General features: G+C 71.6%; 17 protein-coding genes. 11 read left to right on the top strand and 6 right to left on the bottom strand.

Annotated features, from left to right (window positions below):
* Positions 1-159: 159 nt before the first annotated feature.
* Together BU198_RS33260 and BU198_RS33255 are read right to left on the bottom strand one after the other, a co-directional pair.
* Positions 160-813 (bottom strand): MBL fold metallo-hydrolase, encoded by a 654-nt coding sequence (locus BU198_RS33260; RefSeq protein WP_188300561.1) that lies wholly within the window; start codon positions 811-813, stop codon positions 160-162.
* 45 nt (positions 814-858) lie between these two features.
* Positions 859-1,587 carry a maleylpyruvate isomerase family mycothiol-dependent enzyme gene (locus BU198_RS33255; RefSeq protein ID WP_188300560.1) on the bottom strand — a complete coding sequence of 243 codons (729 nt, stop codon included), beginning with the start codon at positions 1,585-1,587 and terminating at the stop codon, positions 859-861.
* Positions 1,588-1,854: 267 nt separating this feature from the next.
* On the opposite strand from BU198_RS33255, the gene uvrA reads away from it, so the two are divergent.
* The 11 genes from uvrA to BU198_RS33200 all read left to right on the top strand — a co-directional run bounded on the left by uvrA (position 1,855) and on the right by BU198_RS33200 (position 14,939).
* Entirely contained in the window at positions 1,855-4,767 is a 2,913-nt protein-coding gene (gene uvrA / locus BU198_RS33250; protein ID WP_317620429.1) for an excinuclease ABC subunit UvrA, read from the top strand.
* 128 nt (positions 4,768-4,895) lie between these two features.
* Complete coding sequence (locus tag BU198_RS33245; protein ID WP_188300559.1) at positions 4,896-5,333, top strand: Rieske (2Fe-2S) protein; 438 nt, start codon at positions 4,896-4,898, stop codon at positions 5,331-5,333.
* 84 nt (positions 5,334-5,417) lie between these two features.
* Positions 5,418-7,484: an excinuclease ABC subunit UvrC gene (uvrC, locus tag BU198_RS33240; protein ID WP_188300558.1), complete on the top strand. Its 2,067-nt coding sequence runs from the start codon at positions 5,418-5,420 to the stop codon at positions 7,482-7,484.
* Positions 7,485-7,602: 118 nt separating this feature from the next.
* Positions 7,603-8,487, top strand: a complete 885-nt coding sequence (gene rapZ / locus BU198_RS33235; protein ID WP_317620428.1) for an RNase adapter RapZ — start codon at positions 7,603-7,605, stop codon at positions 8,485-8,487.
* A gap of 64 nt (positions 8,488-8,551) precedes the next feature.
* Positions 8,552-9,649, top strand: a complete 1,098-nt coding sequence (locus BU198_RS33230) for a uridine diphosphate-N-acetylglucosamine-binding protein YvcK (RefSeq protein ID WP_188300557.1) — start codon at positions 8,552-8,554, stop codon at positions 9,647-9,649.
* Positions 9,640-10,620 carry a DNA-binding protein WhiA gene (gene whiA / locus BU198_RS33225; RefSeq protein WP_097235854.1) on the top strand — a complete coding sequence of 327 codons (981 nt, stop codon included), beginning with the start codon at positions 9,640-9,642 and terminating at the stop codon, positions 10,618-10,620. Before BU198_RS33230 ends, whiA begins: the two co-directional genes overlap by 10 nt.
* 337 nt (positions 10,621-10,957) lie before the next feature.
* A complete protein-coding gene (gene gap / locus BU198_RS33220) occupies positions 10,958-11,965 on the top strand; it encodes a type I glyceraldehyde-3-phosphate dehydrogenase (protein ID WP_188300556.1) in 1,008 nt (335 codons plus the stop codon).
* Between the two features lie 154 nt (positions 11,966-12,119).
* On the top strand, positions 12,120-13,331 hold the full coding sequence (locus tag BU198_RS33215; protein WP_188300555.1) for a phosphoglycerate kinase: 1,212 nt from the start codon (positions 12,120-12,122) through the stop codon (positions 13,329-13,331).
* 5 nt (positions 13,332-13,336) lie between these two features.
* Positions 13,337-14,122, top strand: a complete 786-nt coding sequence (tpiA, locus tag BU198_RS33210) for a triose-phosphate isomerase (protein ID WP_188300554.1) — start codon at positions 13,337-13,339, stop codon at positions 14,120-14,122.
* Positions 14,123-14,209: 87 nt separating this feature from the next.
* Positions 14,210-14,446: a preprotein translocase subunit SecG gene (secG, locus tag BU198_RS33205; protein ID WP_188300553.1), complete on the top strand. Its 237-nt coding sequence runs from the start codon at positions 14,210-14,212 to the stop codon at positions 14,444-14,446.
* 205 nt (positions 14,447-14,651) lie between these two features.
* Entirely contained in the window at positions 14,652-14,939 is a 288-nt protein-coding gene (locus tag BU198_RS33200) for an RNA polymerase-binding protein RbpA (protein WP_223245297.1), read from the top strand.
* A 90-nt stretch (positions 14,940-15,029) separates the two neighbouring features.
* Here BU198_RS33200 and pgl read toward each other — a convergent pair whose 3' ends face one another.
* From pgl to tal, 4 genes are all read right to left on the bottom strand, one after another.
* Positions 15,030-15,818, bottom strand: a complete 789-nt coding sequence (gene pgl / locus BU198_RS33195) for a 6-phosphogluconolactonase (RefSeq protein ID WP_188300551.1) — start codon at positions 15,816-15,818, stop codon at positions 15,030-15,032.
* Positions 15,815-16,915, bottom strand: a complete 1,101-nt coding sequence (gene opcA, locus BU198_RS33190) for a glucose-6-phosphate dehydrogenase assembly protein OpcA (protein WP_188300550.1) — start codon at positions 16,913-16,915, stop codon at positions 15,815-15,817. Before opcA ends, pgl begins: the two co-directional genes overlap by 4 nt.
* Positions 16,912-18,468 (bottom strand): glucose-6-phosphate dehydrogenase, encoded by a 1,557-nt coding sequence (gene zwf, locus BU198_RS33185; RefSeq protein ID WP_188300566.1) that lies wholly within the window; start codon positions 18,466-18,468, stop codon positions 16,912-16,914. Before zwf ends, opcA begins: the two co-directional genes overlap by 4 nt.
* Positions 18,469-18,529: 61 nt before the next feature.
* On the bottom strand, positions 18,530-19,672 hold the full coding sequence (tal, locus tag BU198_RS33180; RefSeq protein ID WP_188300549.1) for a transaldolase: 1,143 nt from the start codon (positions 19,670-19,672) through the stop codon (positions 18,530-18,532).
* Positions 19,673-19,760 lie beyond the last annotated feature (88 nt).

The following is a 19,760-nucleotide window of genomic DNA, read 5'->3' as shown; positions in this document are numbered from 1 at the left end:
ATTCCCCACAACGTCCAGCCGCGCAAGGAAGCGATCCCTCAATCCCGCAAGATCAGCACGCTCAACGCCCACGGTCCTCGCAACTCCCACAGATCGCGGGTGTTGCGAGGACCGTTAGAACCCAAGGTCGCGGGGGCCTCGGCCGTTCGGCGGGGCGGGCTACCAGCCGCGCTCGCGCCACTCCGCCAGGTGCGGGCGCTCCGCCCCGAGAGTGGTGTCGTTGCCGTGGCCGGGGTAGACCCAGGCCTCGTCCGGCAGGACGTCGAAGACCTTCTCGGTGACGTCGCGGTAGAGCGTCCCGAAGGCCTCAGGGTCGCCCCAGGTGTTGCCCACGCCGCCGGGGAAGAGGCAGTCGCCGGTGAAGACGTGGGGGTGGCCCTGCGGGTCGTCGTAGACGAGCACGATCGCGCCGGGGGTGTGGCCGACCAGGTGCCGGACGGTGAGCCCGACCTCGCCGACCCGCAGCGTGTCCCCGTCCGCGAGCAGCAGCTCGGTGGGGACCTCGATGCCCTCGGCGTCGTGCTCGCCGGCCGCGGTGCGGGCGCCGGTGGTGGCGACCACCTCGGCCAGCGCGCCCCAGTGGTCGTGGTGCCGGTGGGTGGTGACCACGGTGCCCAGTTCGTCGCCGACGGTCTCCAGCAGCGCCGGGGCGTCCGCGGCGGCGTCGATCAGCAGTTGCTCGTCGGTGGCCCGGCAGCGCAGCAGGTAGGCGTTGTTGTCGTACGGGCCGACCGCCACCTTGGTGATGATCAGGTGGGCCAGCTCCCGTACGTCCGGCGGTCCGCCGACCTTGACCGCTCCGTGGTACGTCATCCGTTCGCTTCCTCTCCAGTGGCTCCTGGGATCATCCTCGCGCCGTCAGCCCATCGGGGGAAGCGGGGGGAGGGCGGTGTCGGGGGTGCGGCGCAGACCCGCGCCGTCGGAGCGGCCGGAGAGCCAGGCGGTGAGGGCGCGGACGGGGCCCTCGACGGTCAGGGCCGGGGTGCCCGAGCCGATCACGGCGCGGTCCCCGGTGTCCTCGGCCGCGAGGGAGACGGCGGGCAGCCCGGCGTCGTCGGCCAGGTTCGCGGCGAGCCTGCGGAACTGGGCGACGGCGAAGGACTCCGGCCAGTGCGCGGGGGTGTAGCCGGCGTCGAGGTCGACGTGGTGGAACTCCAGCTCCACCACGCGCTTGGCCGGGATCCCGTGGGCCGGGAAGACGTAGCCGAAGCGGTGCCTGACGGACGCCGCCCAGGCCTCGGGGGACAGCAGCGCGGCGGCCTCGGCGAAGCGCTCGTGCGACGCGCGCAGGTCGTCGAGCTGGACCTCCAGCGGGCGGGGCGCGTCGCGCTCGATGTCCCGGTCGCGGGCCTCGCCGCTCGTGTACTGCGGGATGTCGGTGCCGGTGCGGGCTCCGGTGAGCAGGTTGACCAGGGAGTCGGCGTTGCGGGCGAGGTGGGCCAGCACGTGGCCGCGGGTCCAGCCGGGCAGCGCGGAGGGTTCGGCGAGGGCCGCGGGCTTCAGCCCGGCCACGGTGTGCAGCAGGTGCCGGGTGCTCTCCTCGACCTGGGCCAGGGACCGGGCGGCGGCGGACTGCGGGTCGGTCATCACATCTGCCTTCGGTGGGGGCGGGGCGTTGCCCGCCCGGGGCTTCGCTCGTTGACCAGGTGACGCTATCGCCGAATCCCGGCCCTGAGCAGGGCCTTTTTCGGTCCGGGTACGGACGGTCCGGAGGTCGGCTTCACTCGTTCGGGTGGGCCCGGCTGGACAAGGTCGATATTCGAACGTCTGAGCTATAGGCTGGCTGCCGCATCCTGGAAGAAGCAGCACATCCCGACGCAAGCCCTCTCGCCCCGGAGAAAGGCGCCAGAAGCAGTGGCCGACCGCCTCATCGTCCGCGGTGCTCGCGAGCACAACCTCAAGAACGTTTCGCTCGATCTGCCCCGCGACTCCCTCATCGTCTTCACGGGCCTCTCCGGCTCCGGCAAGTCCTCGCTCGCCTTCGACACGATCTTCGCCGAGGGCCAGCGCCGCTACGTGGAGTCGCTGTCCTCGTACGCCCGCCAGTTCCTCGGGCAGATGGACAAGCCCGACGTCGACTTCATCGAAGGCCTCTCCCCGGCCGTCTCGATCGACCAGAAGTCCACCAACCGCAACCCCCGTTCGACCGTCGGCACCATCACCGAGGTCTACGACTACCTGCGCCTGCTGTTCGCCCGGATCGGCAAGCCCCACTGTCCGCACTGCGGCCGCCCGATCGCCAAGCAGTCCCCGCAGGCGATCGTGGACAAGGTGCTGGAGCTCGCCGAGGGCACCCGCTTCCAGGTGCTGAGCCCGGTGGTGCGCGAGCGCAAGGGCGAGTTCGTCGACCTCTTCGCCGACCTCCAGTCCAAGGGCTACTCCCGCGCCCGCGTCGACGGCGAGACGATCCAGCTCGCCGAGCCGCCGAAGCTCAAGAAGCAGGAGAAGCACACCGTCGAGGTGGTGATCGACCGCCTGACCGTCAAGGACAGCGCCAAGCGGCGGCTCACCGACTCGGTGGAGACGGCCCTGCGGCTGTCCGGCGGCATGGTCGTGCTCGACTTCGTCGACCTCCCCGAGGACGACCCCGAGCGCGAGCGGATGTACTCCGAGCACCTCTACTGCCCGTACGACGACGTGTCGTTCGAGGAGCTGGAGCCGCGCTCGTTCTCCTTCAACTCGCCGTTCGGCGCCTGCCCGGACTGCTCGGGCCTGGGCAACCGGATGGAGGTCGACGCCGAGCTGGTCGTCCCCGACCCGGAGCGCTCGCTGGACGAGGGCGCGATCCACCCGTGGTCCGCCGGGCACGCCAAGGAGTACTTCCAGCGCCTGATCGACGCGCTGGCCGGGGAGCTCGGCTTCCGCACCGACATCCCCTGGGCCGGGCTGCCCGCCCGCGCCAGGAAGGCGCTGCTGTACGGGCACAAGCACCAGGTGGAGGTCCGCTACCGCAACCGCTTCGGCCGGGAGCGCTCGTACAGCACCGGCTTCGAGGGTGCGATCCCGTTCATCCAGCGCCGGCACACCGAGGCGGAGAGCGACAGCAGCCGCGAGCGCTTCGAGGGCTACATGCGCGAGGTGCCCTGCCCGACGTGCCGGGGCACCAGGCTCAAGCCGGTGGTGCTCGCGGTCACCGTCGAGGACAGGTCGATCGCCGACGTCTCCTCGATGTCGATCAGCGACTGCTCCGAGTTCCTGGGCGCGATGAAGCTCAACGCCCGGGACAAGCAGATCGCCGAGCGGGTCCTCAAGGAGGTCAACGAGCGGCTGCGCTTCCTGGTCGACGTCGGCCTGGACTACCTCTCGCTCGACCGCGCGGCAGGCACCCTGTCCGGCGGCGAGGCCCAGCGCATCCGGCTGGCCACCCAGATCGGCTCCGGCCTGGTCGGCGTGCTGTACGTGCTGGACGAGCCGTCCATCGGCCTGCACCAGCGGGACAACCACCGGCTGATCGAGACGCTGGTGCGGCTGCGCGACATCGGCAACACCCTGATCGTGGTCGAGCACGACGAGGACACCATCAAGACCGCGGACTGGGTGGTCGACATCGGCCCGGGCGCCGGCGAGCACGGCGGCAAGGTGGTGCACTCCGGCTCGCTGAAGCAGCTGCTCACCAACAAGGAGTCGCTGACCGGCCAGTACCTCTCCGGCAAGCGGTCCATCCCGATCCCGGACACCCGCCGCGAGCGGGACAAGAAGCGCCAGCTGACCGTCCACGGCGCCCGTGAGCACAACCTCAAGGACGTCACGGTCGGTTTCCCGCTCGGCACCTTCACCGCGATCACCGGCGTCTCCGGCTCCGGCAAGTCGACGCTGGTCAACGACATCCTGTACACCCACCTCGCCCGGGAGCTGAACGGCGCCCGCAGCGTGCCGGGCCGGCACACCCGGATCACCGGCACCGACTTGGTGGACAAGGTGGTGCACGTCGACCAGTCGCCGATCGGCCGCACGCCGCGCTCCAACCCGGCCACCTACACCGGGGTGTTCGACCACGTCCGCCGGCTCTTCGCGGAGACGCAGGAGGCCAAGGTCCGCGGCTACCTGCCCGGCCGGTTCTCCTTCAACGTCAAGGGCGGCCGCTGCGAGAACTGCTCCGGCGACGGCACCATCAAGATCGAGATGAACTTCCTGCCGGACGTCTACGTGCCGTGCGAGGTCTGCCACGGCGCCCGGTACAACCGGGAGACGCTGGAGGTGCACTACAAGGGCAAGTCCATCGCCGAGGTGCTGGACATGCCGATCGAGGAGGCGCTGGCCTTCTTCGAGGCCGTCCCGGCGATCGCCCGGCACCTGCGGACGCTCAACGACGTCGGCCTCGGCTACGTCCGGCTCGGCCAGTCCGCGCCCACCCTCTCCGGCGGCGAGGCGCAGCGCGTCAAGCTCGCCTCGGAGCTCCAGAAGCGCTCCACCGGGCGGACGGTCTACGTGCTGGACGAGCCCACCACCGGTCTGCACTTCGAGGACATCAGCAAGCTGATCAAGGTGCTCAGCGGGCTGGTGGAGAAGGGCAACACGGTGATCGTCATCGAGCACAACCTCGATGTGATCAAGACCGCCGACTGGGTCGTCGACATGGGCCCCGAGGGCGGCTCCGGCGGCGGCGGCGTGGTCGCCGAAGGCACCCCGGAGCAGATCGCCGCCGTCCCGGAGAGCCACACCGGCAAGTTCCTGCGGGACATCCTTCCGGGTGGCTTCGCGGACGCCCCGGTGGCCGCCCCGGCGAAGAAGGCGCCGCGCAAGCGCGCGGCCGCCGCGAAGAAGTAGCCCCGCGCGCCCACCCCGCCGCTCCCGACGCCCCCCGCTACCGCGCGGGTGGCCAGGGAGCGGCGGGGTGCGTGCGGCATAGACTTCCGTGGTCCCTCGCAGCAGCAGCAAACCGTAGGAGCGCACCGATGTCCGAGGCCCCCGAGAGCAGCCCCACCGCCTCCCGCCGCACCCTGCTCTGCGGAGCCGCGGCCGTGCTGGCGGCCGGCGGCACGGTGGCGGTCACCGGGTGCGGCTCCTCCGCCTCCGGCGGCAGCGGTGCCCCCAAGGGCCCGGTGGACCTCGGTCCGGCCTCGGCCGTGCCCGAGGGCGGCGGCAAGGTCTTCCGCGAGCAGAAGATCGTGGTGACCCAGCCCGCCGCCGGCCAGTACAAGGCGTTCAGCGCCAAGTGCACCCACGCCGGCTGCATCGTGGACCAGGTGAAGAACGCCCAGATCCAGTGCCCCTGCCACGGCAGCCGGTTCGCCATCGCGGACGGCGCCGTGCAGGACGGCCCGGCCCCCTCCCCGCTGCCCGCCTACGCCGTCACGGTCGAGGGCGGCAACCTCAAGGTGACCCCGAGCTGACGCAGTTGACCGCCTCCCGACCTCCACGGTCCCCCCTGACGATCTCCTCCCCGCGGCCCCGGCCCCACTCGGTACGGTGGACTCATGGCTGACCCGAGCACCTACCGCCCCGCGCCCGGTGCGATCCCGACCTCCCCCGGTGTCTACAGGTTCCGCGACGCCCACGGCCGGGTCATCTACGTCGGCAAGGCCAAGAGCCTGCGGCCGCGCCTGTCGTCCTACTTCCAGGACCTGGCGGGCCTGCACCCGCGCACCGCGACCATGGTCACCACCGCCGCCTCGGTGGAGTGGACCGTGGTCGGCACCGAGGTCGAGGCGCTCCAGCTGGAGTACTCCTGGATCAAGGAGTACGACCCGCGGTTCAACGTCAAGTACCGCGACGACAAGAGCTATCCGGAACTCGCCGTCACCCTCGACGAGGAGTACCCGAGGGTCCAGGTGATGCGCGGGGCGCACAAGAAGGGCGTGCGCTACTTCGGCCCGTACGGACACGCCTGGGCGATCCGCGAGACGGTCGACCTGCTGCTGCGCGTCTTCCCCGTCCGCACCTGCTCCAACGGCGTCTTCAAGCGCGCCCGCCAGGTCGGCCGGCCCTGCCTGCTCGGCTACATCGGCAAGTGCGCCGCGCCCTGCGTCGGCAAGGTCTCGGCGGACGAACACCGCGCGCTCGCCGAGGACTTCTGCGACTTCATGGCCGGGCGCACCGGCAACTACCTGCGCCGGCTGGAGACGGAGATGCAGGAGGCCGCGGCCGAGCTGGAGTACGAGAAGGCGGCCCGGCTGCGGGACGACATCGGCGCCCTCAAGCGCGCGATGGAGAAGAACGCCATCGTGCTCGCCGACGCCACCGACGCCGACCTGCTGGCCCTCGCCGAGGACGAACTCGAAGCCGCCGTGCAGATCTTCCACGTCCGCGGCGGCCGGGTGCGCGGCCAGCGCGGCTGGGTCACCGACAAGGTCGAGGACGTGGACACCGCCGGTCTGGTCGAGCACGCCCTCCAGCAGCTCTACGGCGGCGGCGAGTCCGTCCCGCGCGAGGTCCTCGTGCCCGCCCTGCCCGACCCGGCTGAGCCGGTGCGCGAGTGGCTCGGCGGCCTGCGCGGCAGCCAGGTCGACCTGCGCATCCCGCAGCGCGGCGACAAGAAGGACCTGATGGCGACCGTGCAGCGCAACGCCCAGCAGGCGCTGGCGCTGCACAAGACCAAGCGCGCCTCCGACCTCACCACCCGCAGCCGCGCCCTCCAGGAGATCGCCGACGCGCTGGAGCTGGACTCCGTCCCGCTGCGCATCGAGTGCTACGACATCTCCCACCTCCAGGGCGAGGACGTGGTCGCCTCCATGGTCGTCTTCGAGGACGGCCTGGCCCGCAAGAGCGAGTACCGGCGCTTCCAGATCAAGGGCTTCGAGGGCCAGGACGACGTCCGCTCGATGCACGAGGTGATCAGCCGGCGCTTCCGCCGCTACCTCAGGGAGCGCGAGCAGACCGGGGAGTGGGCCGTCCCCGAGGAGGACGAGCCCGGCACCGGCAACGGTACGGACACCGGCACCGACACCGGTCCCGGCGGCCGGGACGACGAGGGCCGCCCCAAGCGCTTCGCCTACCCGCCCCAGCTGCTGGTCGTCGACGGCGGACAGCCCCAGGTCGCCGCCGCCAGGCGGGCCCTGGACGAACTCGGCATCGACGACGTCGCGCTGTGCGGCCTGGCCAAGCGCCTGGAGGAGGTCTGGCTGCCCGGCGAGGACGACCCGGTGGTGCTGCCGCGCTCCAGCGAGGGCCTCTACCTGCTCCAGCGGGTCCGCGACGAGGCGCACCGCTTCGCGATCAGCTATCAGCGCAACAAGCGTTCCAAGCGACTCACCGCCGGGGAACTGGACTCCGTCCCGGGCCTCGGCGAGACTCGCCGCCAGGCGCTGCTCAAGCACTTCGGCTCGCTGAAGAAGCTCAGGGCCGCCACCATCGACGAGCTCTGCGAGGTACCCGGCATCGGACGCCGCACCGCGCAGACCGTTGCGGCGGCGTTGTCGTCCCGTACACCCGCCGCACCCGCGGTCAACACCGCGACCGGCGAGATCATCGAGGACGGGGCCGAGCAGGCCGCCGAGCCGGTGGCAGCAGCGCACCGGACCGCACCATCCCAGGAGACGCCATGACGGCCGACGCCGCCCGTCAGCCGGTGTGCCCCGGCCCCGCCCGCCTGCCCGGGCCGGGGAAGGGCGGCCGTGCCGTGCGCGTTCTCCCCAGCAGAAAGACCGAGAGCGGGGAACCGAAGTGACCGTGTCAGACGTGGCCGAGAACGCGCCGGAGCTGGTGATCATCTCCGGCATGTCCGGAGCCGGCCGCTCCACCGCCGCCAAGTGCCTTGAAGACCTCGGCTGGTTCGTGGTGGACAACCTGCCGCCGGCCCTGATCCCGACCATGGTCGACCTGGGAGCCCGGTCCCAGGGCAACGTCGCCCGGATCGGCGTGGTCGTGGACGTCCGCGGCCGGCAGTTCTTCGACGACCTGCTCACCTCGCTGGACGCGCTGGAGAAGCGCGGCGTCCGGCTGCGGGTCGTCTTCCTGGACTCCTCCGACGAGGCGCTGGTGCGCCGCTTCGAGAGCGTCCGCCGCCCGCACCCGCTGCAGGCCGACGGCCGGATCGTGGACGGCATCGCCCTGGAGCGCGACCTGCTGCGCGACCTGCGCGGCGAGGCCGACCTGGTGATCGACACCTCCAACCTCAACGTGCACCAGCTGCGCGCCAAGCTGGACGCCCAGTTCGCCGACCACGACGAGCCCGAGCTGCGCGCCACCGTGATGTCCTTCGGCTTCAAGTACGGCCTGCCGGTCGACGCCGACCTCGTGGTGGACTGCCGCTTCCTGCCCAACCCGCACTGGGTGCCCGAACTGCGCGCCCGCACCGGCACCGACGCGGACGTCGCCGACTACGTCTTCCAGCAGCCCGGAGCCAACGAGTTCCTGGACGGTTACGCCCAGCTGCTGCGCATCATCACCGAGGGATACCGACGCGAGGGGAAGCGCTACATGACGCTTGCCGTAGGCTGCACCGGTGGCAAGCACCGCAGCGTCGCCATGTCCGAGCGTCTGACCAAGCGTCTCATCGCCGACGGAGTCGAGACGGTGCTCGTCCACCGTGACATGGGACGGGAGTAACCGCCGCCTCCCTGCCGGGCCCGTCGGCGGAGCGGTCGGCGGGCCGAGGAACGCGAGGTGATGTGTGGCGGGATACGTGCCCGGGCGGCAGCCGCAGAGCAGGACCGGTGACCGGGCGTTCAGCCCGGCCCGGCCCACGGCGCCGAGCCGTCCGCGCAGTAGTCCCGCCCGGACCAATCCGGCCCCGAGGATCACCGCGCTCGGCGGCGGGCAGGGCCTGTCCGCCTCGCTGTCCGCGCTGCGCCGGCTCACCAGCGACCTCACCGCCGTGGTCACCGTCGCCGACGACGGCGGCTCCAGCGGACGGCTGCGCACCGAGCTGGGCGTGCTGCCCCCGGGCGACCTGCGCAAGGCGCTGGCCGCGCTGTGCGGGGACGACGACTGGGGCCGCACCTGGTCCGAGGTCATCCAGCAGCGCTTCACCGGCACCGGCGAACTCGGCGGCCACGCGGTCGGCAACCTGCTGATCGTCGCGCTCTGGGAGAAGCTGGGCGACCCGGTGGCGGCGCTGGACTGGGTCGGCAGGCTGCTCAACGTCCAGGGCCGGGTGCTGCCGATGTCGGCGGTGCCGCTGGACATCGAGGCGACCGTGCGCGGCCACGACCCGGCCCGCCCCGCCGAGGTCACGGCGGTGCGCGGCCAGGCCGACGTCGCGGTGACCCCGGGCACCGTGCAGTCGATCCGGCTGCTGCCGGACGGGCCGCCGGCCGTCCCCGAGGCGGTCACCGCCGTCCGGGAGGCGGACTGGGTGGTGCTCGGCCCCGGCTCCTGGTTCACCAGCGTGCTGCCGCACCTGCTGGTGCCCGAGCTGGCCCAGGCGCTCACCGGGACCCGCGCCCGCCGCCTGCTCACCCTGAACCTGGCCCCCCAGCCCGGGGAGACCGAGGGCTTCACCCCGCAGCGTCACCTGGAGGTCATCGCCGACCACGCTCCGGACCTCGCGGTGGATGCGATCCTGGTGGACGAGCGCGCCGTCACCGGCGGGGCCTTCGGCCAGGCCGACCTGGACGGCCTGGAGAAGGCCGCCGAGCGGATGGGCGCCGCTCTGGTGCTCGGCTCGGTGGCCCGCACCGACGGGACGCCGCGACACGACCCCGAGCTGTTGGCGGCAGCGTACGACCGGATTTTCCGGACACATGGAAGGATCGGGCCATGGCGATGACTCCAGCGGTGAAGGACGAGATCAGCCGGCTCCCGGTCACCCGGGCCTGCTGTCGCAAGGCGGAGGTGTCGGCGATCCTGCGGTTCGCGGGCGGACTGCACATCGTGAGCGGTCGCATCGTGATCGAGGCGGAGCTGGACACCGGGGCGGCGGCACGACGGCTGCGCAAGGACCTGCTGGAGATCTTCGGGCACTCCTCGGACCTCGTGGTGATGGCCCCCGGCGGGCTGCGCCGCGGCAGCCGCTTCGTGGTCCGGGTGGTCAAGGACGGCGAGCTGCTCGCCCGCCAGACCGGACTCGTGGACGGCCGAGGTCGTCCGATCCGGGGGCTGCCGCCGGCGGTCGTCTCCGGGGCCACCTGCGACGCGGAGGCCGCCTGGCGCGGGGCCTTCCTGGCGCACGGCTCGCTCACCGAGCCGGGCCGTTCGTCCTCGCTGGAGATCACCTGCCCCGGTTCCGAGGCCGCCCTCGCCCTGGTCGGCGCCGCCCGTCGGCTCGGCATCCCGGCCAAGGCCCGCGAGGTGCGCGGCGTGGACCGGGTGGTCATCCGCGACGGCGACGCGATCGGTGCCCTGCTGACCCGGCTCGGCGCCCACGAGTCGGTGCTCGCCTGGGAGGAGCGCCGGATGCGGCGCGAGGTGCGCGCCACCGCCAACCGGCTCGCCAACTTCGACGACGCCAACCTGCGCCGCTCGGCCCGCGCCGCGGTGGCGGCCGGGGCCCGGGTGCAGCGCGCGCTGGAGATCCTCGGCGACGAGGTGCCCGAGCACCTGGCCGCGGCCGGCCAGCTGCGGATGCAGCACAAGCAGGCCTCGCTGGAGGAGCTGGGCGCGCTCGCCGATCCGCCGCTGACCAAGGACGCGGTGGCCGGCCGGATCCGCCGGCTGCTGGCGATGGCCGACAAGCGCGCCTCCGAGCTCGGCCTGCCGAGCACCGAGGCCAGCCTCACCGACGAGATGGCGATGAACTGACGATCACGCTGAGTGAGCGAAACGCGGCCGGTGTCCCGATGGCGGGACACCGGCCGCGGCCGTCTCCGGGGGCACCCGCGGACGGTCCTCCGGGCGGGCTTCCGGACCCGCCGACACTCCCGAATTGGTAGAGACCACTGGCCCGGGACCAACTGCCCGGCCGAGCAAGGCCGGACGGCCTGAAGTCGGCTTTCGACCGCGCCACGCCCGGTCTCAGCACGCGGCGCGATGTGCCGTCCCGTGCCCTGGAGGGGTAGGGTCATAGGCGGTCGGGGACTTCCCAAATCTCATCCCCGTCGGGGCTCCGCCCCGGCGTACCTAACGAGGAGATCGGTTCGTGACGATCCGGGTAGGCATCAACGGCTTCGGCCGCATCGGCCGCAACTTCTTCCGCGCGGTCAAGGCTCAGGGCGCGGACATCGAGGTCGTCGGTGTCAACGACCTCACCGACACGAAGACCCTGGCTCACCTGCTCAAGTACGACACCACCCTGGGTACCTTCCCGGGCGAGGTCTCGCACACCGAGGACAGCATCACCGTCGACGGCCACACCTTCAAGGTGACCGCCGAGCGTGACCCCGCGAACCTTCCGTGGGCCGCCCTGGGCGCCGACATCGTCGTCGAGTCCACCGGCATCTTCACCAAGGCCGAGGCCGCGAAGAAGCACCTCGCCGCCGGCGCGAAGAAGGTCATCATCTCGGCGCCCGCCAGCGACGAGGACGTCACCATCGTGCTGGGCGTCAACGACGAGAAGTACGACGCGGCCAACCACCACATCATCTCCAACGCCTCCTGCACCACCAACTGTGTGGCGCCGATGGCCAAGGTGCTGAACGAGAGCTTCGGCATCGTCAAGGGTCTGATGACCACCGTCCACGCGTTCACCAACGACCAGGTGACCCTGGACTTCCCGCACAAGGACCTGCGCCGTGCTCGTGCGGCCTCGCAGAACATCATCCCGACCTCGACCGGTGCCGCCAAGGCGACCGCCCTGGTCCTGCCGGAGCTGAAGGGCAAGCTGGACGGCACCTCGCTGCGCGTCCCGGTCCCGACCGGCTCCATCACCGACCTGGTCGTCACCCTGGAGCGCGAGGTCACCAAGGACGAGGTCAACGCGGCCTTCCAGAAGGCCGCCCAGGAGGGCCCGCTCAAGGGCATCCTGGCCTACACCGAGGACCCGATCGTCTCCTCGGACATCGTCAACGACCCGGCGTCCTGCATCTTCGACAGCCAGCTCACCATGGTCCAGGGCAACCAGGTCAAGGTGCTCGGCTGGTACGACAACGAGTGGGGCTACTCGAACCGCGTGGTCGACCTGGTCACCCTCGTCGGTGGGCGGCTCTGACCTTGCGGGAGCTGACGTGATGTAGGGACGAGGGCCCGGCCGGCGTACGGTGCCGACCGGGCCCTCGTTCCGCGCTCAAGGACTTCTCAGGCGGCCCCTGCGCCGTGCCGCCTCACTGCGCATCAACCATCTCCCCAGGAGAAACCGAATCCCCGTGAAGACCATCGAAGAGCTCATCGAAGCCGGTGTCCAGGGCCAGCGCGTCTTCGTGCGCGCGGACCTGAACGTGCCGCTGGACGGCAGCACGATCACCGACGACGGCCGGATCCGCGCCGTCGCGCCGACCATCGCCAAGCTGGCCGCGGCCGGTGCGAAGGTCGTCGTCGCCTCGCACCTCGGCCGTCCCAAGGGCGCGCCGGACCCGCGGTTCTCGCTCGCCCCGGCGGCCGCGCGGCTCGGCGAGATCCTCGGCAAGGACGTCGCCTTCGCCACCGACACCGTCGGCGACAGCGCCGCGGCCGTCGTGGCCGGGCTGGCGGGCGGCGAGGTCGCGCTGCTGGAGAACCTGCGCTTCAACGCCGGCGAGACCAGCAAGGACGACGCCGAGCGCAAGGCCTTCGCCGAGCAGCTGGCCGCGCTGGCCGACCTGTACGTGGGCGACGGCTTCGGCGCCGTGCACCGCAAGCACGCCTCGGTCTACGATCTGCCGGCCCTGCTGCCGCACGCCGCGGGCGACCTGATCGCCACCGAGGTCGGCGTGCTGAAGAAGCTCACCGAGGAGGTCGCCCGTCCGTACGTGGTGGTGCTCGGCGGCGCCAAGGTCTCCGACAAGCTCGGTGTGATCGACAACCTGCTGGAGAAGGCCGACCGGATCCTGATCGGCGGCGGCATGGCGTACACCTTCCTCAAGGCCAAGGGCCACGAGGTCGGCATCTCGCTGCTCCAGGAGGACCAGGTCCCGACCGTCCAGGAGTACCTGGACCGGGCCGAGAAGCGCGGCGTCGAGTTCGTGCTGCCGACGGACGTCCTGGTCTCCACGGAGTTCCCGGACCTCAGGACCAAGGCTCCGGCCGACTTCTCGACCGTCGCCGCCGACGCCATCCCGGCCGACCAGGAGGGCCTGGACATCGGCCCGAAGACCCGCGAGCTGTACGCGGCCAAGCTGGCCGACGCAGGCACCGTGTTCTGGAACGGCCCGATGGGCGTCTTCGAGCACCCGGACTACGCGGGCGGCACCAGCGCCGTCGCGAAGGCCCTGCTCGACAGCGACGCGTTCACCGTCGTCGGCGGCGGCGACTCCGCCGCGGCCGTCCGCATCCTGGGCTTCGACGAGAACGCCTTCGGACACATCTCGACCGGCGGCGGTGCCAGCCTCGAATACCTGGAGGGCAAGACCCTCCCCGGACTCGCCGCTCTGGAGGACTGAAACACATGACCGACCGTCTCCCGCTGATGGCGGGCAACTGGAAGATGAACCTCAACCACCTCGAGGCCATCCAGCACACCCAGAAGCTGGCGTTCGCGCTGGCCGACAAGGACTACGAGGCCGTCGAGGTCGCCGTCCTGGTGCCGTTCACCGACCTGCGCTCGGTGCAGACCCTGGTCTCCGGCGACAAGCTGAAGATCAAGTACGGCTCGCAGGACATCTCGCAGCACGACGGTGGGGCCTACACCGGCGAGGTCTCCGGACCGATGCTGGCCAAGCTCCAGTGCACCTACGCGGTGATCGGGCACTCCGAGCGCCGCCAGTACCACGGCGAGGACGAGGAGATCGTCAACGCCAAGGTGAAGGCCGCCTACCGCGCCGGGGTCACCCCGATCCTGTGCGTCGGCGAGCCGCTGGAGATCCGCAAGGCGGGCACCCACGTCGAGCACACCCTGGCGCAGCTGGACGGCGGCCTGGACGGCGTCCCGGCCCACCAGGCCGAGTCGATCGTGGTCGCCTACGAGCCGGTCTGGGCGATCGGCACCGGCGAGGTGGCCACCCCGGAGGACGCGCAGGAGGTCTGCGCCGCCATCCGCGCCCGGATCGCCGAGCTGTACGACGCCGAGCTGGCCGGCAAGGTCCGGGTGCTGTACGGCGGTTCGGTGAAGTCGTCGAGCGCGGCCGGTCTGATGGCCAAGCCCGACATCGACGGCGGCCTGGTCGGCGGTGCCTCGCTGGACGCCGACGAGTTCGTCAAGATCGTGCGCTACCGTGAGCAGGCAGTAGGCTAACGCCGCCGCCGCAACGTACGCTTTGGGGCCGGACCGCCGTACGCGGCCCGGCCCCTTCGCCGAAGATACGAGAGAGTTGGTCCCGTCGTGGTTCTCGGGTTCTCGATTGCCCTGATCATCTTCAGTCTGCTGATGATCCTGCTGGTGCTGCTGCACAAGGGGAAGGGCGGCGGCCTGTCCGACATGTTCGGTGGTGGCGCGATGTCCACCGGCGGCGGCTCGGCGGTGGCCGAGCGCAACCTGGACCGCATCACCATCGTGGTCGGCCTGGGCTGGTTCGCCAGCATCCTCGTCCTGGGCCTGGTGCTGAAGTACCAGAGCTGACGTATCCCTGACGCCCCGTCGCCCGAGCGCCTATCCTGGGACGGTCGGGTGCGGAGGCGATGGTGGCGGATGCTTAACACCTGCTTACACTAGGACGACTTTCGCCACCGACGCGCACCGCGGCGGGTCGGCGCACCAGTACGCAGGGAGTCAGACCGTGGCAAGTGGCAATGCCATCCGTGGCAGCAGGGTCGGGGCCGGCCCGATGGGCGAGGCGGAGCGCGGCGAGTCCGCTCCGCGCAACCGGATCTCCTTCTGGTGCGCGAACAAGCACGAGACCCGTCCCAGCTTCGCCGCCGAGGCGGCGATCCCGGAGACGTGGGACTGCCCGCGCTGTGGCTTCCCGGCCGGGCAGGACCAGCACAACCCGCCGGCGCCCTCGCGCAACGAGCCGTACAAGACCCACCTCGCCTACGTCCGTGAGCGGCGCACCGACGCCGACGGCGAGGCGATCCTGGCCGAGGCGCTGGCGAAGCTCCGCGGTGAGATCTGAGCGGAAGGGTCCCGGGCCCGCCCCGGCACAACAGCGAGAAGGGCGCCACCGTCGAGTGACGGTGGCGCCCTTCGGCGTTGCCGGGGCCGGTCAGGCGGAGGACGGCGGGTAGAGCTGCGGCGGGATCCGCTCCGCGGCGGCGCGGTCCAGCAGCCACAGGGTGCGGCTGCGGCCGTACGCGCCGGAGGCGGGCGCCTGGATCTCGCCGGGGCCGGACAGGGCCAGCGCGACCGCGCCCGCCTTGTCCTCGCCGGCGGCCAGCAGCCAGACCTCGCGGGCCGAGCGGATCGCCGGGAGGGTGAGCGAGATCCGGGTCGGCGGGGGCTTGGGGGCCCCGCGCACGCCGACCACGGTCAGCTCGCTCTCCCGTACGCCCGGGTGCTCGGGGAAGAGCGAGGCGACGTGGGTGTCCGGGCCGACGCCGAGCAGCAGCACGTCGAAGGCCGGGACGCCGTTGCGCTCGCCCGGGCCGGCCGCCTCCGCCAGCTCCTCGGCGTAGCGGGCCGCGGCGGCCTCCACGCCCGAGCCGTCCACCCCGTCCGAGGCGGGCATCTCGTGCACCCGCGCCGGGTCGAGCGGGACGGCGTCCAGCAGTTCGGCGCGGGCCTGGACGGCGTTGCGGTCCGGGTCGGCGGCGGGCACGAAGCGCTCGTCGCCCCACCAGAGGTCCAGCCGGCCCCAGTCGACCGCGTCGCGCGCCGGGGAGGCGGCGATCGCGGCCAGCAGGGCGTTGCCGTTGCGGCCGCCGGTGAGCACCACCGAGGCGATGCCGCGGGCGGCCTGGGCGTCCACGATCCGGGTGATCAGCCGGGCCGCCGCGGCCTGGGCCATCAGCTCCTTGTCCCGGTGGACGACCAGCTGCGGGGTCGCGTTGGTCATGCGCCTTCCTTGCCGGTGCGCTTGGCCGCGGCCTTCCTGGCGGGCTTCTTCGCGGCCGCCTCGGCGGTCACCCGGTCCGGGTTGGCCACGGCCGCCTCGGCGGCTTCCTCGACGGCCTCCTCGGCGACCTCCCGGGCGATCTTCTCGGCCGCCGCGGTCTCGTCGTTGACCGGCTCGTGCAGCCGGTCGACGGGCGTGCGCACCGCCGTCGCGTAGATGTCGTCCGGGTCCAGCCGGCGCAGTTCCTCGGCGATCAGCTCCGAGGTCTCGCGCCGCTTGAGCGCCACCTGGCGGTCCGGCGAGCCGGGCATGGACAGGGTGCCCATCAGGCCGTCCGGGCGGTCCAGGGTGATGTCCCCGTCCTTGGTGCGCAGGTGCACCGCGGTGATGCCGGGGCCGCCGGTGACGACCCGCTCGACCGGCACCTGGAGCCGGTTGGTCAGCCAGAGGCCGAGCAGCTCGACGCTGGGGTTGTAGGACTCGCCCTCGACCGCTGCGGAGACGACCGTGGACGGCCGCTGGTCCAGCGCGGCGGCCAGCATCGAGCGCCAGCCGGTGATCCGGGTCCAGGCCAGGTCGGTGTCGCCGGGGGAGTAGCTCTGGGCGCGCTGGGCGAGCTGGCCCACCGGGGACTCGGCGGTGACGGCGTCGGTGATCCGGCGCTGGGCGAGCGAGCCCAGCGGGTCCTGCGCCGGGTGCAGCGGCGCCTTGTCCGGCCACCAGACGACGGTCGGGGCGTCCGGCAGCAGCAGCGGCAGGACCACCGACTGGGCGTGCGCGGCGAGTTCGCCGTGCATCCGCAGGACAACCGTTTCGCCGGACCCGGCGTCCGAGCCGACCAGGATCTCGGCGTCCAGCCGGGTCTCGGCGCGGGCCCGGGGCGAGCGTCCGGCGCGCTTGATCACCGCGAGGGTGCGCATCGGGTGCTCGCGGGAGGCGTCGTTGGCGGCCTTGAGGGCGTCGTAGGCGCTGCCCTCGTCGGTCACGATCACCAGGGTGAGCACCATGCCGGCGGCGCCGGAACCCCGGGCCCGGCGGGCCTCCATGAGCGCGCCGTTGATCTTGCTGGACGTCGTGTTGGTGAGGTCGATCTTCATGGGCGGCGCCAGCTCCTGCCGTCTCGTGCGAGCATCTCGTCCGCCTCGACCGGGCCCCAGGTCCCCGCCGCGTACTGGGCGGGCTTGCCGTGGGTGTCCCAGTACTTCTCGATCGGGTCGAGGATCTGCCAGGAGAGTTCGACCTCCTGGTGACGCGGGAACAGGTTGGCGTCGCCGAGCAGCACGTCGAGGATGAGCCGCTCGTACGCCTCCGGGCTGGACTCGGTGAAGGACTCGCCGTAGGCGAAGTCCATCGTGACGTCCCGGACCTCGAAGGAGGTGCCCGGCACCTTGGAGCCGAACCGCACCGTCACGCCCTCGTCCGGCTGGACCCGGATGACCAGGGCGTTCTGCCCCAGCTCCTCGGTCGCGTAGGAGTCGAAGGGCAGGTACGGGGCGCGCTGGAAGACGACCGCGATCTCGGTGACCCGGCGGCCCAGGCGCTTGCCGGTGCGCAGGTAGAACGGGACGCCCGCCCAGCGGCGGTTGTTGATCTCCAGCTTGATGGCCGCGTAGGTGTCGGTCTTGGAGCCGGGGTCGATCCCGTCCTCGTCCAGGTAGCCGACGACCTCCTCGCCGCCCTGCCAGCCGGTGGCGTACTGGCCGCGCACGGTGTGCCGGCCGAGGTCGGCCGGGAGCTTGACGGCGCTGAGCACCTTGAGCTTCTCGGCCACCAGCGCCTTCGGGTGGAAGGAGGCGGGCTCCTCGATGGCGGTGAGCGCCATCAGCTGGAGCAGGTGGTTCTGGATGACGTCACGGGCGGAGCCGATGCCGTCGTAGTAGCCGGCCCGGCCGCCGATGCCGATGTCCTCGGCCATCGTGATCTGCACGTGGTCGACGTACGACCGGTTCCAGATCGGCTCGAACATCTGGTTGGCGAAGCGCAGCGCCAGGATGTTCTGGACCGTCTCCTTGCCCAGGTAGTGGTCGATCCGGAAGACCTCGTCCCGGGGGAAGACCTCGTGGACGACCTTGTTGAGCTCCTGAGCGCTCTCCAGGTCGTGGCCGAAGGGCTTCTCGATGACGGCGCGGCGCCAGGATCCCTGCGGGGGGTCGGCCAGGCCGTGCTTCTTGAGCTGCTGGACGACCGTCGGGAAGAACTTCGGCGGGACGGACAGGTAGAAGGCGAAGTTGCCGCCGGTGCCCTGGGCCTTGTCCAGCTCCTCGATGGTGGCGCGCAGCTTGTCGAAGGCGTCGTCGTCGTCGAAGGTTCCGTGGACGAACCGCATGCCCTTGGCGAGCTGCTGCCAGACCTCCTCCCGGAAGGGAGTGCGGGCGTGGTCCCGGACGGCGTCGTGGACCTCCTTGGCGAAGTCCTCGTCGTCCCACTCGCGGCGGGCGAAGCCGACGAGGGAGAAGCCCGGCGGCAGCAGACCGCGGTTGGCCAGGTCGTAGATGGCCGGCATCAGCTTCTTGCGGGACAGGTCGCCGGTGACCCCGAAGATGACCAGACCGGACGGCCCCGCGATGCGCGGGAGCCGTCGGTCGGAGGGGTCACGAAGCGGGTTGACGGGGGCGGGCGGGAGGTCGTCCGCGTCCGACTCCGGCGTCAGCTCGGGGAAATCAGTGCTCACTTGATGGGCTCCGCTTTCGTGCGCTGGCTGTGAGCAGGGGTCACTTCTCGTCGGCGAAGGAGGCGAGCGAGGCGGTGACGGTGTCGAGCAGCTCGTTCCAGGACTGCTCGAACTTCTCGACGCCCTCGTCCTCCAGGAGCTGGACGACGTCGTCGTAGTCCACGCCGGCGGCGGCGATCGCGTCCAGCACGGCCTTGGCGTCGGCGTAGTTGGGGACGATGGTGTTGCCGGTGACCACGCCGTGGTCGGCGGTGGCGTCCAGGGTGGCCTCGGGCATCGTGTTGACGGTGCCGGGGGCGACCAGCTCGGTGACGTACAGGGTGTCCGGCAGGGCCGGGTCCTTGACGCCGGTGGAGGCCCACAGCGGGCGCTGCGGCTTGGCGCCGGCGGCCTCCAGGGCGAGCCAGCGGGAGCTGCCCGCGGTCCGGCCGTCGACGCTGCCGAAGACCTCCTCGTACGCCTGGTAGGCGAGGCGGGCGTTGGCCAGCGCGGCCTTGGAACGCAGGTCCCTGGCCTCGCCGCCGATCTTGTCCAGGCGCTTGTCGATCTCGGTGTCCACGCGGGAGACGAAGAAGGAGGCGACCGACTCGATCTGGGAGAGGTCCAGACCCTTGGCCTTGGCGGTCTCCAGGCCGGTCAGGTAGGCGTCGATGACGGCCTTGTAGCGCTCCAGCGAGAAGATCAGCGTGACGTTGACGCTGATGCCCCGGCCGATGACCTCGCCGATCGCGGGCAGGCCGGCCTTGGTGGCGGGGATCTTGATGAAGACGTTCGGGCGGTCGACCAGCCACCACAGCTGCTTGGCCTCGGCCACGGTCGCGGCGGTCTCGTGCGCCAGGCGCGGGTCGACCTCGATGGAGACCCGGCCGTCGCGGCCGTTGGAGGCGTCGTAGACCGGGCGCAGCACGTCGGCCGCGTCGCGCACGTCCGAGGTGGTGATCATGCGGATCGCCTCGTCGGTGGTGACCTTGCGGACGGCGAGGTCGCGCAGCTGGCCGTCGTAGGAGTCGTCGCCGGCGCCGGCGATGGCCTTCTGGAAGATGGTCGGGTTGGTGGTGACGCCCACCACGTGCTTGTTCTGCACCAGTTCGGCCAGGTTGCCGGAGTTCAGCCGGGTGCGGCTGAGGTCGTCCAGCCAGATCGCAACGCCTTCGTCGCTGAGGCGCTTCAATGCGTCAGTCATGGTGCTTCAGTCCCTTGTTCTTCTGCTTCGTGGGGTAGTCGAAGGGGGCCGGGGCGCCGATGTGCGGTCGGCGGCCCCGGCCGGGTGC

Source organism: Streptomyces sp. CBMA156 (assembly GCF_014596515.1).
Classification (GTDB): domain Bacteria; phylum Actinomycetota; class Actinomycetes; order Streptomycetales; family Streptomycetaceae; genus Kitasatospora.
The sequence above is the reverse complement of the archived record's forward strand: the minus strand, read 5'-3'. Positions and strand labels throughout refer to the sequence as shown.

Excerpts from the sequence above, each read along its gene's own strand:
- BU198_RS33260 (WP_188300561.1), bottom strand. The coding sequence starts at position 813 with ATGACGTACCACGGAGCGGTCAAGGTCGGCGGACCGCCGGACGTACGG.
- BU198_RS33255 (WP_188300560.1), bottom strand. The coding sequence starts at position 1,587 with ATGACCGACCCGCAGTCCGCCGCCGCCCGGTCCCTGGCCCAGGTCGAG.
- BU198_RS33245 (WP_188300559.1), top strand. The coding sequence starts at position 4,896 with ATGTCCGAGGCCCCCGAGAGCAGCCCCACCGCCTCCCGCCGCACCCTG.
- uvrC (WP_188300558.1), top strand. The coding sequence starts at position 5,418 with ATGGCTGACCCGAGCACCTACCGCCCCGCGCCCGGTGCGATCCCGACC.
- whiA (WP_097235854.1), top strand. The coding sequence starts at position 9,640 with ATGGCGATGACTCCAGCGGTGAAGGACGAGATCAGCCGGCTCCCGGTC.
- tpiA (WP_188300554.1), top strand. The coding sequence starts at position 13,337 with ATGACCGACCGTCTCCCGCTGATGGCGGGCAACTGGAAGATGAACCTC.
- BU198_RS33200 (WP_223245297.1), top strand. The coding sequence starts at position 14,652 with ATGGGCGAGGCGGAGCGCGGCGAGTCCGCTCCGCGCAACCGGATCTCC.
- pgl (WP_188300551.1), bottom strand. The coding sequence starts at position 15,818 with ATGACCAACGCGACCCCGCAGCTGGTCGTCCACCGGGACAAGGAGCTG.
- opcA (WP_188300550.1), bottom strand. The coding sequence starts at position 16,915 with ATGAAGATCGACCTCACCAACACGACGTCCAGCAAGATCAACGGCGCG.
- tal (WP_188300549.1), bottom strand. The coding sequence starts at position 19,672 with ATGACTGACGCATTGAAGCGCCTCAGCGACGAAGGCGTTGCGATCTGG.